Source organism: Streptomyces radiopugnans (assembly GCF_900110735.1).
Classification (GTDB): domain Bacteria; phylum Actinomycetota; class Actinomycetes; order Streptomycetales; family Streptomycetaceae; genus Streptomyces; species Streptomyces radiopugnans.
Window position 1 is genome coordinate 36,889 of sequence record NZ_FOET01000023.1, and the last position, 14,443, is coordinate 51,331.

The 14,443-nt window shown below is 70.7% G+C and carries 10 protein-coding genes and 2 pseudogenes; 7 read left to right on the forward strand and 5 right to left on the reverse strand.

What is annotated here, in order from left to right; translation table 11 throughout:
• Positions 1-11: 11 nt before the first annotated feature.
• Together BMY40_RS26290 and BMY40_RS26295 are read left to right on the forward strand one after the other, a co-directional pair.
• Entirely contained in the window at positions 12-2,507 is a 2,496-nt protein-coding gene (locus BMY40_RS26290) for a DEAD/DEAH box helicase (protein ID WP_093663282.1), read from the forward strand.
• 198 nt (positions 2,508-2,705) lie between these two features.
• Positions 2,706-4,026 (forward strand): annotated as a pseudogene (locus BMY40_RS26295) (IS256 family transposase).
• A 184-nt stretch (positions 4,027-4,210) separates the two neighbouring features.
• On the opposite strand, the gene BMY40_RS26300 reads toward BMY40_RS26295, so the two are convergent.
• The gene (locus BMY40_RS26300; protein ID WP_093657895.1) at positions 4,211-4,921 is read right to left on the reverse strand and encodes an SDR family NAD(P)-dependent oxidoreductase; all 711 of its coding nucleotides are present in this window, start codon (positions 4,919-4,921) and stop codon (positions 4,211-4,213) included.
• A gap of 103 nt (positions 4,922-5,024) precedes the next feature.
• On the opposite strand from BMY40_RS26300, the gene BMY40_RS26305 reads away from it, so the two are divergent.
• Positions 5,025-5,867 carry a helix-turn-helix domain-containing protein gene (locus BMY40_RS26305; RefSeq protein ID WP_245769989.1) on the forward strand — a complete coding sequence of 281 codons (843 nt, stop codon included), beginning with the start codon at positions 5,025-5,027 and terminating at the stop codon, positions 5,865-5,867.
• Positions 5,868-6,127: 260 nt separating this feature from the next.
• Here the strand turns inward: BMY40_RS26305 and BMY40_RS28335 are convergent.
• Positions 6,128-6,397, reverse strand: a pseudogene (locus tag BMY40_RS28335) (Atu4866 domain-containing protein); the annotation flags it as partial.
• Positions 6,398-6,615: 218 nt separating this feature from the next.
• Positions 6,616-7,455: a helix-turn-helix transcriptional regulator gene (locus tag BMY40_RS26315; RefSeq protein WP_093657891.1), complete on the reverse strand. Its 840-nt coding sequence runs from the start codon at positions 7,453-7,455 to the stop codon at positions 6,616-6,618.
• Positions 7,456-8,213: 758 nt separating this feature from the next.
• On the opposite strand from BMY40_RS26315, the gene BMY40_RS26320 reads away from it, so the two are divergent.
• The 3 genes from BMY40_RS26320 (at position 8,214) to BMY40_RS26330 (ending at position 10,333) form a co-directional block, all read left to right on the forward strand.
• Positions 8,214-8,822 carry an SMI1/KNR4 family protein gene (locus tag BMY40_RS26320; protein WP_093657889.1) on the forward strand — a complete coding sequence of 203 codons (609 nt, stop codon included), beginning with the start codon at positions 8,214-8,216 and terminating at the stop codon, positions 8,820-8,822.
• A 342-nt stretch (positions 8,823-9,164) separates the two neighbouring features.
• Entirely contained in the window at positions 9,165-9,722 is a 558-nt protein-coding gene (locus tag BMY40_RS26325; RefSeq protein WP_143071757.1) for a hypothetical protein, read from the forward strand.
• Between the two features lie 95 nt (positions 9,723-9,817).
• The gene (locus BMY40_RS26330; protein WP_093663283.1) at positions 9,818-10,333 is read left to right on the forward strand and encodes a hypothetical protein; all 516 of its coding nucleotides are present in this window, start codon (positions 9,818-9,820) and stop codon (positions 10,331-10,333) included.
• 47 nt (positions 10,334-10,380) lie between these two features.
• On the opposite strand, the gene BMY40_RS26335 is transcribed toward BMY40_RS26330, so the two are convergent.
• A complete protein-coding gene (locus BMY40_RS26335; RefSeq protein WP_342745094.1) occupies positions 10,381-13,107 on the reverse strand; it encodes a DEAD/DEAH box helicase in 2,727 nt (908 codons plus the stop codon).
• Between the two features lie 215 nt (positions 13,108-13,322).
• Between BMY40_RS26335 and BMY40_RS26340 the strand changes: the two genes are divergently transcribed.
• Positions 13,323-13,820 carry a hypothetical protein gene (locus tag BMY40_RS26340; protein ID WP_093657879.1) on the forward strand — a complete coding sequence of 166 codons (498 nt, stop codon included), beginning with the start codon at positions 13,323-13,325 and terminating at the stop codon, positions 13,818-13,820.
• A gap of 366 nt (positions 13,821-14,186) precedes the next feature.
• Here the strand turns inward: BMY40_RS26340 and BMY40_RS28340 are convergent.
• Positions 14,187-14,443: hypothetical protein (locus tag BMY40_RS28340; protein WP_218158264.1), on the reverse strand; the 257-nt coding region annotated here is incomplete at its 5' end.

A 14,443-nucleotide genomic window follows, 5' to 3' on the forward strand; every position in this document is an offset into this window, starting at 1 on the left:
GGGGGCCGTCCATGGTCATCGACTTCACCACCTTCGGATCGGGGCCCGCTCCGACGCCCACTGACCCTCGGGTCCTGTTCGATGCGCTGCCCGAGCGCGCCGCGCGGTACGAGTTCCTGCGTGACCCCCAGGGGCAGGTTCTACAAACGTGGTACGACCGGCGATCGGAGAAGGACCTGGTCGTCAAACTCAACACCGGCGGCGGCAAGACAGTGGTGGGCCTGCTGATCTGCCAGTCGAGCCTCAACGAGGGCGAAGGCCCGGTGCTCTACCTGGCGCCCGATCCCTTCCTGGCATCGCAGGCGATGGAGCAGGCCGTCGAACTCGGTGTGGAGGTGACCGACGACCCCCGGTCCACCCGCTTCACCAGCGGCGAAGCGATCTGCGTGCTCAGCCTCCACCGGTTCGTCAATGGCAAGAGCGTCTTCGGCCTTCAGGGCGACGGAAGACCCGTCGTCGATGTCGGCACGGTCGTCGTCGACGACGCGCACGCGGCTCTCGCGACCGTGAGGGAGAAGTTCACCCTGACCCTCTCCCGGCCCTCGCACGAGAAGGCGTTCGCCGAACTGCTCGACCTGTTTGCCGACGACCTGCGCCAGCAGTCGGAGATCACCTACCAGGGCCTGACCACCCAGGACTCCTCTGCCGTAGCCCCGGTGCCCTTCTGGGCCTGGACCCGACACATCGCCGAAGTCACCGCGGTCCTGAACAAGCTCCGGGACGACGAGAGCCTTCAGTGGTCGTGGCCGCTGATCAAGGACGTGCTTCCGATCTGCCGCGCCGTCTTCACCTCCGACAAACTGGAAGTCCAGCCGCCGTACCCGCCGATCAGTAAGATCGCCAGCTTCGCCCGAGCACGACGCCGGGTCCACCTGACCGCCACCCTGGCTGACGACAGCGTTCTGGTGACCGACTTCGCGGCCGACCCCAACACAGTGGGCGCTCCGATCACCCCGACGAGCGCCGGCTATCTCGGCGACCGCCTGATCCTTGCGCCCCAGGACATCAGCGCTTCGATCAAGGAGGCCGCAGTACGCGACATGGCCGCCAAGCTCGCCGAGCGGGTCAACGTCGTCGTCCTGGTCCCCTCGCACCACAGAGCCACCGCATGGGCGCAGCACGCGCAGATCACCGCCTCCGACTCGGAACAGATCGGAGCCGCCGTCGCCAGACTCCGCAAGGAGCACGTCGGCCTGGTGGTGCTGGTCAACAAGTACGACGGGATAGACCTGCCTCGCAAAGCCTGCGAGGTGCTTGTCCTGGACGGCCTCCCACAGACTTACGGCGGCCTGACCCGCCGCGAGGCGATCGTGCTCGGCGACTCCGACGAGATGGTCAACCGGCAACTGCAGCGCATCGAGCAAGGCATGGGCCGAGGAGTACGCTCCGTCAACGACCATTGCGTGGTCCTGCTGATGGGACCGCACCTGTCCCAGCTCATTGCCTCACCCAGATACCGCTCCCGCTTCAGCCCCGCCACCCGCGCTCAGATCGAGTTCTCCCGCCAGGTCGCCGCGAAACTGGCTGGCCAGCCGCTGGAGCAGATCGAGGGAGTGATCGCGCAGGTTCTCGGCCGGGATCCGGGCTGGGTCGCCGCCGCACGCGGCGCCCTGGCCGAAGTCACCTATCCCAAGAGCACCATCTCCCTGGTCGCCGCCCCCGCACGCCGTGCCTTCGACCAAGCATCGCTCGGCCAGTACGCCCAGGCTGCTACTCACATGAGTGAGGCCGTCGCTGCGGCCAAGGACCCGGCTGAGCGCGGGTTCCTCCAGGAGCAGCTCGCCGCCTACCAGCACTTTGTTGACGCGCCCAAGGCCCAGCAGACCCTGGTCAAAGCACTTGCGCACAATCCGTCGATCGTGCGCCCCATCGAGGGCGTAAAGCCCACCCGCATCAAGGCCACCGACACACAGGCAGTCCTTGCCGCCGGCTACCTGGCCAATACCTATGCCGACCGCAACGAGTTCCTGGTCGGCATCGACGTTCTGCTCGACGAACTCGTCTACCACCCGAGCCAGAAGCGGGTCCCCGTCTTCGAACGGGCCCTGGAACGCCTGGGGTACCACCTTGGATTCGAGGCACAGCGACCCGAGCGGGCCACCGGCAATGGCCCGGACGTCCTGTGGGCGACCGGCGACCTGAAGTACCTCGTGCTCGAAGCGAAGTCGGGAGCCACCTCGGACAAGATCTGGCGCAGCGACGTCGCACAGCTGGCCCATTCCATGAGCTGGTTCCAGGAGACCTACGACCAGTCCTGCAGTGCCACCCCCGTGCTGCTGCACCGCGTCAACACGCTCGAGTACAACGCCGTGGCGCCCCCCGGCACGCGCATCATCACCACCGGCACCATGGCCCAGCTGGGCGACGCCGTCCGCAAGGCCACGCTGGCACTCGCCGACGCGGGTAGCTGGAGCAACCCGACGGCGGTGGCCGAGCAGTACGGCGCTCATCGCCTCCTTGCCCAGGGCCTCGCCGAACGCTTCAGCGTCACCCCCCGTTCCCACTGACACCCGAGGGCAGTCGATCCGCACCCAAGCAGATACCTCCGGCTGGTACACCAGCCCGGGGGTCTCGCGTGTACTGCTCCGGTCGGCTCACCGACTCGTCAGAGTTGGTGTCACGCCCACTCCATGCCCAGCTCCGCGAGCGCGGCTGTCGGGACTGTAAATCGTTCGGTGTAACTCCCGATCATGGAGGATGCATCGATGACCAGTGAGAACGTGGCTGAGCAGGACGCTGTCGAGTCGGCAGCGGCTGTGTCGGCGAAGGCCGTGGACGACCAGCTGATCGACGAGCTGGTGAGCCGGGCCCAGGCCGAGGGCCTGCAGTTGACCGGCGAGGGCGGGCTGTTGCAGCAGCTGACCAAGCGGCTGCTGGAGTCCGCCCTGGAAGGTGAGATCACCGACCACCTCGGCTATGACAAGCACGATCCGGCGGGCAAGAACGGCGGCAACTCCCGTAACGGCACACGCTCCAAGACCGTGCTGACCGATGTCGGGCCGGTGGAGATCGTCGTGCCCCGCGACCGGGACGGCTCCTTTGAGCCGAAGATCGTCAAGAAGCGGCAGAAGCGCCTGACCGGGGTCGACGAGATGGTCATCTCGCTGGCCGCGAAGGGCCTGACCACCGGCGAGGTCCAGGCCCACCTGGCCGAGGTCTACGGCGCCGACGTCTCCCGCCAGACCATCTCCACCATCACCGACAAGGTCCTCGCGGGCATGGCCGAATGGCAGAACCGGCCGCTCGACCCGGTCTATCCGGTGGTCTTCATCGACGCCATCCACGTGAAGATCCGCGACGGCGCGGTGGCCAACCGGCCGATCTATGTGGCCCTGGCGGTCACCGTCGAGGGCCGGCGGGAGATCCTGGGGCTGTGGGCCGGTGACGGCGGCGAGGGCGCCAAGCACTGGCTGCACATCCTCACCGAGCTCAAGAACCGCGGCGTGAACGGTGTGCTGATGCTGGTCTGCGACGGGCTCAAGGGCCTGCCCGAGGCAGTGGACGCGGTCTGGCCGAAGACGATCGTGCAGACCTGCGTGGTGCATCTGCTGCGGAACTCCTTCCGCTATGCCGCCCGCCAGGACTGGGACAAGATCGCCAAGGTTCTGAAGCCCGTCTACACGGCGCCGACCGAGGAGGCCGCTCTGGAGCGGTTCGCCGAGTTCGCCGACGCCTGGGGCCGGAAGTATCCGGCGATCGTGAAGCTGTGGGAGAACGCCTGGGTGGGGGTGCCCCCGGACGGAGTCTGGGGGAGAGTTCACTCCGTTCCTGCGGTTCGATGCCGAGATCCGCCGCATCGTCTGCACCACTAACGCGATCGAGTCGGTGAACGCGCGGATCCGGCGGGCGGTCAAGGCCCGTGGACACTTTCCCAACGAGCAGGCCGCTCTGAAGTGCGTCTACATGGCGATCATGTCCCTCGACCCCACCGGCAAGGGCCAGGCCCGCTGGACCATGCGCTGGAAGACCGCGCTGAACGCCTTCGACATCACCTTCGACGGGCGCCTGTCGGCGGCCCGTCAGTAACCTCAACCACCCCCGTTACACCGAACGTTTGACAGACCCCCTGCCTGCCGGAGGGCGGGCGGCTGTCCGGATCCGCGGGGCAGGCGGCCTGGGCGGCGGCTTCGGCCGCACGCTGTCCACGATCATTCTCTCGTGGTGGTGCGATACGGCCGCGGCGCGCGGTCGCCGGGGGACAGCCAAGGGGCTACCAGGGCACGGGGCCGGTGGCGCCGACGAAGGCGGGGCTCGGCGTACCGGGCCCGGCGGTGGCGGCGGCGACGATCGCCGAGGCGCCTTCCGCGACGCTCTGGGTGCCCTGGTGGCCGTTGAGGTCGGTCGCGGTGAATCCGGGGTCGACCGAGACCACGCTGATCTGCGGGAAGGACTGCGCGTAGACGGCGGTGAGCATGTTCAGCGCGGCCTTGGAGGAGTTGTAGGCCAGCAGCGGCGCCCATGCGGGGAGCAGTTCGGTGTGGGCGGCCGGGTCGGCGTTGATCGCCAGGGAGCCCAGCGCGCTGGAGATGTTGACGATCGAGGGCCGGGCCGCCTGCTGGAGCAGGGGCAGGAAGGCGCGGGTGGTGCGCACCGCGCCGAAGACGTTGGTGTCGAAGACCTGCAGCAGGTCAGTGGCGGTCAGCTCGCCGGCCGGGGCGGCCGGGCCGGCGATGCCGGCGTTGTTGACCAGGACGTCCACCCGGCCCGCCTCGGCGCGCACCCGGTCGGCTGCCGCGGCGACGGACGCCTCGTCGGTGACGTCGATCAGCAGCGGACGGGCTCCCAGGGCCTTGGCCGCCGACTCGCCGCGGTGGGCGTCGCGGGCACCGGCGTAGACGGTGTGACCGGCTGCGACGAGGCGGCGGGCCGTTTCGAATCCGAGGCCCTTGTTGGCCCCTGTGATCACGGTGACTGTTGTCATGCCATTCACTCTGCGCGCCGCGACGAGGGACAGGGAGAGCCCTCCTCCGCGGGGGGCCGGCCAGTACCAGGCTGTTCCTCGGCAAGCGGCGGACAATGGATGGGTGAACGACGATCCCGCGGCCCTCGGCCAGGCCCTGCGCCACTGGCGCGACCGCACGAGCCCTGACGACCTGGGCCTGCCCCGCGGCGGGGTGCGCCGGGCGCCCGGGCTGCGCCGCGAAGAGCTCGCCCGGCTCGCCGGCCTCTCCGTGGACTACGTCGTCCGCCTGGAGCGGGGCCGGGCCACCTCGCCCTCCCCGCAGGTCCTGGCCTCCCTCGCCCGCGCCCTGCGCCTGACCGAGACCGAACGCGACCACCTCTACCTGCTGGCCGGTCAGGCTCCGCCCACCAGTGGCCAGGTCTCCCCGCACGTTCCGCCGAGCGTCCAGCGCCTGCTCGACCAGCTCAACGGCAGCCCACTCAGCGTCCACGACGCCACGTGGAACCTCATTTCGTGGAACCCCCTGTGGGCCGCCCTGATGGGGGATCCGTCCCCCTGGCGCGGCAGGGACCGCAACATCGCCTGGCGGCACTTCACCGGCCGGCCCACCCGCGTCACCCACGACCCCGACCAGCAGGACCGCTTCGAGACCGCCCTCGTCTCCGACCTGCGCTCCTCCGCCGCCCGATACCCCCGGGACACCCGGCTCACCGCGCTGATCAACGACCTGCGCGGTGTCAGCGACCGCTTCGACGACCTCTGGAACTCCCACACGGTCGGCTTCCACACCACCGACAGAAAGACCGTCCACCATCCCGGCCTCGGGCCGGTCGCCGTCGACTGCGACACCCTCACCGTCCCCGGCAACGACCTGCGCATCGCCGTCTGCTCCGCACCGGCAGGCACCGCCGCAGCCGACCGGTTCGCCCTGCTGAACACCATCGGGACTCAGGTTCTCGGCTGACGCGGCCTGCGGTCCCAGGGTGGTGTACCGCTGATTGCGCCCGAGCGGCGGACTCGCCGGACCACCGGGCGGCGGTCGCTTGTCCGAGACGACCAGGCGGCCTCACTCCGGGCCGTGCCAGGACGGAGGCCGGAACAAGCACCGGGAAACCGCTCGGCGGCCGGCGGCCAGGGCCGCGGTGCCGGTGAGCATCGCCGATCCGCCCGTGTTTCCCGCCACCACGAACGCGCGCCCGCCTCCGCCCTCGGAGACGTCATCCGTCACTGCCGTTGTCCCCTGTTCCGCCGGTGCGCGTTGCCGCCCTCGCGGTAGAGGATGTGGCCCCCGTGACGCAGCACGTCTCCGTCGAACGTCCCGTCCGCACTGAACCCGGTTTCGTCGACGTACTCGATCCGGGTACCGGAGACCTGGTGGGGACCCGTGTAGGCGTTCTCCCGGTCGCCGCGCGCCTCGTCGTAGCGGCCGTTCGCGAGCAGTTCCTGACGGATGTGCCCGTCGGCCGTCGCCCACATCCCGACGTACGGGTGCGGCGAGGCGTTGGCGACCTCGGCCGGGAGCGTTGGTGTGGGCGGTGGTGCCGCGGCCGGCGGGGGCTGCTGCGGACTGCGCTGTGCGGCCTCGCCGGAACCGGGGAGGCTCCCGCTGTCCGGTGCCGCGGTGCACGCGGTGAGACCTCCCACGATGAGGAGGGTGACGCGTGTGACGCCGGCCATGGTCGCGGAGCGGGCCCTCACGCGGCCCGCCTCGGTCAGTCGTCCTGGTGTCCTGGGTGGGTGGTCACCGCCAGCGAGCCGAGCAGGCGGAGCGCGTCCGTGGTCCCGGTGCCCTCCTGGGCGTGGTAGACGATCAGCTGCTGCCCCGGGGCGGAGCGCACGTCGAAGGTCTGCATGCGCAGGGTGAGTTCACCGACGTCGGGGTGCAGCAGCACCTTCGCGGCGTCACTCTTGCCCCGCGCGTCCCGCCTCCGCCAGAGGTCGGCGAACTCGCGGCTGCGCTCTGAGACGGTCTGCAGTACCTCCTGGACCCGCGGGTCGTTCGGCCGGGCACCCTCCAGGAAGCGAAATCCCGCGACCGCGTTGGCCGCGGCCCTCTCCCAGTCCGCGTGGAACGCGCGGACCGACGGGTCGAGGAACATCGTGAGCAGCACGTTCGCGCCGGGTTGCAGGTGAGGGAAGGCGGCCCGCCCCAGCGTGTTCGCGGCCAGGACGTCGTAGGCCCGCCCCAGCAGCAGGGCCGGCGTGCGGTCCCACAGCTCGACCAGGGCCAGCAACTGGGCGTCCGCCCGCTCGATGCCGCCTTCGTTGTGCGGGAGCGGGGTCAGGCCCGCGATCCGGTACAGGTGCAGCCGGCCGTCGTCGTCCAGCAGCAGCGCGTCGCTCAGGGCGTCCAGGACCTGCGGCGACGGGCGCCGCTCACGTCCCTGCTCCAGTCGCACGTAGTAGTCGACGCTGATGCGGGCCAGCATCGCGACCTCTTCGCGCCGCAGGCCGGGAACCCGTCGCCGCCCGTCCTCGGGCAGCCCGACGTCGGACGGCGTCACCTGCGCACGCCGGCCCCGCAGGTAGTCGCCCAGTTTCGAGGTGTTCATGTTGCTCAGGCTAGGCTCCCGAGCGGCTGGGAGCCTGGTCCCAGTACCCCCAGGACAGGTCGCGGTCCCCTGCGGTGCCCCAGTCCGTCGAGGGTGGAGGCTATGCCCGGCATCGCCCGCCTGCACAACCTCGCCCTCGCCGGATGAGGCGCAAGCCGGCAGGTCGGTCTCACGGCCGTGTCCGAATCCTCGGGACGGCCACCGCTGGGCGAGGCTCCGACCTGCGGAGCCTCACAAGTGGCCGCCACGGGCGGCCCCGCCTGCGGCGACCGTGCCGCTCCTGCAGCCCACCCCGCGCCCCGGCCCCGGGCCGGGCTCCTGCCGGGCCGGCCGCGCCGCGTCACCCGCCCGCCCTTCGACCTCTATGGCCTTCGAATCGAAGACGCCAGCCCGCGTCAAGGCCTGTGAACGCAAGGCCGAGCAGGGAAGCAGTCTTCAGAACGGCCGCGCCCCCTCGTAGTCAGAGAGTTCCTGGCGTACTGCGTGCCGATAGGGCGGCTGCCGTACGGCCCGCCGGGGCGGGAGGCCCACCCGCTGGCGGGGCCGTTCTCCTGCGGCCAAGTCGGCGGCCCGGGTGGCGTGTTCGCACGGCTCCCGCAGACCTATCGGGCGCCGGGCGCTGCACCGCCTGCGTGTCCGGTGTGTTCGGTGTGTTCGACGAGTGTCGCTTGGTGTCCGGGTCGGGCATGATCGGGCCCGGTCCCGCCGAACCGCCCCGGACCGCGACCGCTGCACCTACCACCCCCTTTCGAGGTGCCATGACCGACTACCTCCACTCCGTGATTGCCATGGTCGGCCCGCCGGAGAACCGCTGGGCCGACCCGGCCGCCTGGCAGCGCCTGGAGACCGAACTCGGGCTGAGGCTCCCGGCCGACTACAAGACGATCGTGGACGCCTACGCGCCCATCCTGCTCAACCGGCACCTGGACCTGCACCATCCGGCCTCCCCGGTGTGGAACCTCGGGCAGTGGATCGAAGAGACCGTCCGCGCCTTCTCCGAGGTCGACTGGGACGGCCTGGACCTCGACGCCGACGAGGACCCGCGGCAGCTGTTCGGCCTGCCGGAGCTCACCTTCGGCACCCCGAACGGACTGTGGCCCCTGGCGTCCACCGACCGGGGAGAGACCCTCTTCCTCGCCCCCGGGGCGAGCGGGCAAGGCGAGCGGTTCGTGATCGCCGATGGCGACGGCTGGTGGGCCGAGTACCGGATGCCCTTCGCCGAGTGGCTCCACCGGTACCTGGTCGGTGAGGACATGACCGGTGTGAACAGTTCCGTCTTCTACCCGGGCCCGGTCGAGCTTGCGTACCTGCCCATGACACCGGGGGAGAGGATCCGCGTCGCCCACGGCCCGGACCGCGGCATGTGAGCCACCGAGTCGATCAAGACGTCCTTCAGGCCCCCGGCTCTTCCGTCACCGGGGCGCGTTCGGTGGGCAGCCGGTGTCGTCGTTGGTGTTGTCTGCTGGTCCATACCCCGGGCCGGATCGGGTGCTCCCGCCCGGTCTCGTTGCGGACGGCTCGACCCGTTTCCCGACCGGTGCCGCATGCCGTGGCGAAGGCGGCCGGCGGCTGCCCGGCGGGCACCCCCCGCCGCGCCGCTGCGGGCCGTCTTCGCCACGGCCCACCGTCCCCGCGCCGGCCGCCGCCCGTCCGGTGGGTGAGGATGGGCCGGGCCGCTGTCCTGGGCGGCGCCGAGGGGAGGGGCCGGTGTGCGGTACGGCAAGTGTGGAGCGCTGAGGGCACTGGCAGTGGCCGCGGTCGTCGTCCTGGCCTCCGGCGGGTGCAATCCGCGCCAGTACGACTCGGTGCCCGCGGTGACGGGCGTAGCGGAGAGGGACGTCATCGGCGTGTGGCGGGGGGTGAACCGGACGGAGGTGTCGTTCCAGCCGGACGGGAAGGCCGCTGTGACCCGTCTGGACGGGCGGGAGTTCGACTTCGACGAGGGCTGGCGTCTGGCGGGGACGGGAACGTGGGAGCTGGCCGGTCCGGATGACCCTGTCGGCTGGGGCGAGGGGCAGCACGTCGTGCTGGACATCCCTGCCCGCAGCGACTGGGAAGCACGTGAGGAGGCGGACTTTCCCGTCTCCCCGGACAGCCGGGAGCCCGCACCACAGTCCTACACCTGGGTCTTCGAACTGGAGCGGACCGACCGGGGGCTCCGCCTGTACTTCTTCTTCGGGGATCCCGACAGCCGCAGCCGGTACTACCTGGAAAGGGCACGGCCTGCGGCGGAGAGCAGCCCCGCACCGGCACCGGGCCGCCGGTGACCGGTCTCGGCCTTCCTCGCGCGTCTGGGCACGCGTAGGTGTCCTGCCTTCCGCTGGGATGGGTGCGGTGGGGGCGGTCGGTGATACTGCCTGATGTGGCGTTGACGCAGCAGCTGGTGCGGGTGTCCGAGGCGTATCTGGCGCGGTGCCGGCGGGCCGCCGAGACCGGTCCGGACGGTGATCCGGGCTGGGACCCGCCCGAGGGCGACATGGTGGATCTCGGCTGGGGGACCTGGCACCTGGTCCGGTTCTGCCAGGAGACAGGCGTCGAGGAGGAGCACATCGCTGTTCTGCGCCGGAGCATCGACGGGGACCTGGGCGGTGACATCGCGTTCCTGGACCACCCCGGCGTCTACGACGGGTTCACCCCTCCTCCCGCGCTCCTGGCCCCGGCGGCGGTGGCCGAGACCGCCCATGCCCTGACCCGGATGAATCTCGGTGTGCTCTTGGACCGCCTGCCCGCAGACCATACCGAAGCGGCCCGGGCCTGTGGGTTGGAAGGCTTCACCGGGCACCCGCGCGCCTATCTGGCCGAGCACTTCAGGATGCTGCGGAGCTTCTACGCCACCGCAAGCCGCCGAGGCCTCGCGGTTGTGGCCTGGATCGACTGATCCGGCCTTCGTGGTTTCTGCCGCCCAGCGCGTCCTCCGGTGCCTGGTTACAGCACCCCGAGTTCTTCCAGTGCCTTGGCGCGTTCGGCGTCCAGCCGGTCCCGCCGCTGACGCTGGTTGTTGATCCATACTCCGAGTCGGATGGGGTGTTGGTGTCCGGCCTGGTCGTGGAAGGTCTCGATCCATTTGCGGGGTACTCTCACGTGTCCTTCGCGTGCCTGGTATTGGCGGAGTGCGGCGAGGGCGCGGTCCCAGGCAGAAGCACCGGCGGGTACCACCACCGTTCCCGCCGCTTGGTCTCCGGTGCTGGCCTGGCCGCCCGGCGCTGCCGCGGTGGGCTGGATGCCCAGGGCGGCCAGGCGTTCGCGCTGCCCGTCGGCCAACTGCTCCCACTGGGTGCGTTGCCTAGCGAGCCAGAGTCCGATGTCCTCTCCGCCGACGGTGACGCCGGGGCGGATCTCGGCGAGGGTGGCGCCGCTGTGGAGGCAGGCCCACAGCTTGGCGTAGTGGCGTTGCCAGTCGACGGTCCAGCCGTTTTCCGCGGGGTTCCAGTCCGGGTCGATCTCCGCCAGCCGGGCGGCCCGCTCGGCCGCCCGCTCCGGGTCCTTACCCAACCCGCCGGGGCGGCGGCAGTTGGTCAGCCACTGCCCGATGGGCCGGCCCTGCGCGACGGCGGTCCGGGGTGCGCACAGGGTGCCGTGGACGGCGTAGTAGGCCCGTGCGGCGGCGAGGTTCTCCTCGAAGGCGGCGTCCGGCACCGACCACACCATCCCGGCTTCCTCCAGCAACTCCACCCGCCATTTCGCCAGCGTTCCGGCCCGGTAGGCGCGGCGTTGTTCGCTGGTCCATGCCCCGAGGGGGAAGGTGCCGACGCGGGCGTCCAGCGGCACCGCTACCGGCCTGGCCGCACGCCCCGCACCACCGCCCTGCTCCCGCTCCTGCTCCTGGCCCTCGTGCTCGCCGCCGTGCTCGAAGTCCTCGTCCCTGTCCCCGTTCTGTTGCTGGCGCCAGGTGCGTAGGGCGTTGAGTCCTGCGAGCCAGACCTGGGATTCGGGCCGGATGACGCGGGTGCGCACGAACTGCGCGACCAGCTGCGGGTCGCGGGGAGTGGAGAACCGCAGCAGTGGCACCTCCTCCAGTGCTCCCTCATCCCCACCCTCGCCACCACCACCGCCGCCTGCGGGGTCCAGACCGGCCACCGACGCGGGCCGGCCACGGCTGGGCGCGGACGCGACCGCCAGCTGCTCCACGACCGCCTCCGAGTGACTGCGCAGCCCCTGCAGAACAGCCACCAACGGCTTGTACGAGGCGGAAGCCAGCATGTCGTCCGGCGCCTCACCCGGCTCCAAGAACACCGGCACCACCAACCGTGCCACCTTGCCCTGGCCGGGCTTCTGGCGTAGCGCCCGGCCGACGGCCTGGACGATGTCGACGGCCGAGCCGCGCACGTCGGCGAAGAGGACGCCGTCGACACCACGGCGGCCGGTGATGTCGACGCCTTCACCCAGGACGCGCACGTTGGCCAGCACGGCCAGTTCGGTCTCCCACCCCTGCTCATCAACCCCGTCGGCGAACCGGCCCAGCACCGCCCGGCGGTGGGCGGGCTCATGCTCCCCGCACAGCCAGTCGGCCCATACCCGCCGCGGATAGGTCGCCGGATCCTCCTCGTGCAGCCGGGCCGCGGTCTGTGGCAGAGCTCGCGCGAAAGACATCGCTTCCACCGTGCGGTGGTGGAAGCTGATCAGCGACCGCACCCCCGTCTCAGCGGCGTGCTTGACCAGCGCGGCCTGCAAGGCGGCCAGCCGCCGGCCGCGCCGCTCCTCCTCGCTCCCACCCACACTGAGGTCGGGTGGGCGGATCTCGAGGACATCGATCTCGAACCGGGCCAGGATGCCCCGGTCGATGGCCTCGGTGAGGGAGAACGTGAAGACGTGCGGCCCGTAGAGGCGTTCGTCGTCCATGCTTGCGACCAGCTTCCCGGGGACAGCCGGGGCGGCCTCCGAGCGGTCCTCTGCGGCTTCCTGGGCCCCGTTCTCGCCCTCTGTGGCCTCTGCCTCGCCCGTCCGTCCGGCAGGTTCCCAGATCCGCGGCGTGGCGGTCAGGTACAGCCGTCGCGCTGCCGGGATCCGGCGGTTGTCGTGGATCGCCGCCCAGGGCTTCGCCAGATCCCCACTGGTGCGGTGGGCTTCGTCGACCACCGCAAGCCCGAATGGCTCCAGTTGTTGTCCGTACGCGCCCTGGAGGGCGGCCTCCAGCGGCCCGGGCACCCCCACCATCGCCTCGTCCGGGTCGGCCGGGCCGGGCTCCTGGCGGGGCGCGAGGGAGGCGTAGGTGGCGAACACCGTCACCGGTCCCGACCCCGCCCACAAGGCGAGCCGGATCGCGTTGGTGGTGCACCGCACCCCCAACGCCTCCAGCGCCTCGTCTCCTTCCAGGGAGCACACCGCGACCGCCGGGCCGGTGTGGCCGGCCATCCGCCACGCCTCCACGGTCTGGCTCAGCAGATCCAAAGTGGGCACCATGACCAGCACCCGCCCCCGCGGCTCCAGCCTCCGTGCGGCCTCGGCGGCGATCAGCGTCTTGCCCGCGCCGGTGGCGGCCACCGCCGTGGCCCGCAGCCCCTCCGCCGGCACATCGCGTCCTGCACGATATTCCAGCGCCCGGACAATCGCATCCACCGCTTCCACCTGATGTGGCCGAAGCCTGATACTCCCCATGTTCCATCTCCCGGTTCTTTTTCTCTCAATGCCTTTTCGCAGCGCATGTATGGCCATGCTTTTCCGCGCCGCTCTCGGCGCGGAAAATGGGTGTCTGCGCTGTTTGCACGACTGCTTTTCCGCGGTGCTGCCTGTATCGGTTCCGGTCCTCTTTCCGGGATGTGTTCCGGGGACCGGACCGCCGCTGTGGTGGGGTGGCTGCTGCCGAGCTGGCACCGGCGCCCGGGGCAGCTCGGCAGCTAGGGTGGGCCGGTGTCTGGACGGAGCGGGTTGTGATCACTGGATTCGATCAGGTCGTTGTGGTGCCCGGGCCTGCGCCCGTGGTGATCGAACGCTTCCTCGGGCGCTGGCGGGTGCGCTGGCCCGGCCTCCGGGTCGCCGTTGACACCGACGAAGCAGAAGCGGATTTCTCGCCGTGGCTCCCCGGCCGGCACCGGCTCCCAGCCGGGCAAGCGGAGGTGCTGCTGTCCCGAGACGAAGACATGGAGTCGCTCTGGGACACGGAGGGGTACTCCTTGGACAGAAGAGGAGAGGGCCCTGTGGCCTTCTTCTACCAACCCGCGCGGTGGCACTCCCTGAAACTGAAGACCCTGGAGGACCCCTACCCGCATGCGGGACTCAAGCATCAGCCCTACCCCGTCACGCTGGCCGGAGCGGGATTCTCCTTGGTGACCATCGTGACACCAGATGAGGAGAGCGACTTCTCACGATCCGTTTCCGACGCTTTCCTGGAGTGCTGCGCAGCAACGAAAGACAGGGAAAACCCCTGAACCAATGCGAAACCTAGAAAACCCCTCGCTCCAACACCCGCGCCTCGTCCGTGTCGCCCGACCCGCTCCGGCGCCATACCCGTGGATCTGCGCCGCACCGCTGCGCGTGCGCGGATTTTCGGGCCCTCCCACTCGTCGTACACGGGCTGGTTCCTCGCTTCTCGGGGGTGGTGTGTTTTCCCAGACTCTACACACTGATGCATCACCACGCGTCAGGAACCCGCCAACCCGCCTCACTCCCTCGCCCCGTGACCACCCGTCACCCTCCCCACTGCCCCACACCCCCTCCCTCCTGTAGCCAGCCCGGCCCGCGCAGCGGGCCCAACCCCCACCCCCCACTCACCCGCTGACGGCCACGCACCCCAGTCACCCACGCGGGTGGTTGCCGGGGGTGGAGCGCAGCGGAACCCCCTCGGCCCGCACCGCGATCCGCTCCCGGCCGCCGGGAAGCGCAGCGGCGGCGGCCGGGAGCGAGCGCAGCGAGGGCCCCCGGCGCGCAGCGCCGGCCTTCGGCTCCCGCAGCGAAGCGGAGGGAGCCACCCGTGCGCAGCACGGGCACGGCGAGCGCAGCGCGCCGCGGTTCGCTGCTCCGCGCGCCAGCGCGGAGGTACCCGCTCCGCGGG

What these genes read in the sequence shown, in the direction of transcription:
- BMY40_RS26315 (WP_093657891.1), bottom strand. Translation starts at nt 7,455, where the DNA reads ATGAACACCTCGAAACTGGGCGACTACCTGCGGGGCCGGCGTGCGCAG.
- BMY40_RS26290 (WP_093663282.1), top strand. Translation starts at nt 12, where the DNA reads ATGGTCATCGACTTCACCACCTTCGGATCGGGGCCCGCTCCGACGCCC.
- BMY40_RS26300 (WP_093657895.1), bottom strand. Translation starts at nt 4,921, where the DNA reads ATGACAACAGTCACCGTGATCACAGGGGCCAACAAGGGCCTCGGATTC.
- BMY40_RS26320 (WP_093657889.1), top strand. Translation starts at nt 8,214, where the DNA reads ATGACCGACTACCTCCACTCCGTGATTGCCATGGTCGGCCCGCCGGAG.
- BMY40_RS26335 (WP_342745094.1), bottom strand. Translation starts at nt 13,107, where the DNA reads ATGGCCATACATGCGCTGCGAAAAGGCATTGAGAGAAAAAGAACCGGG.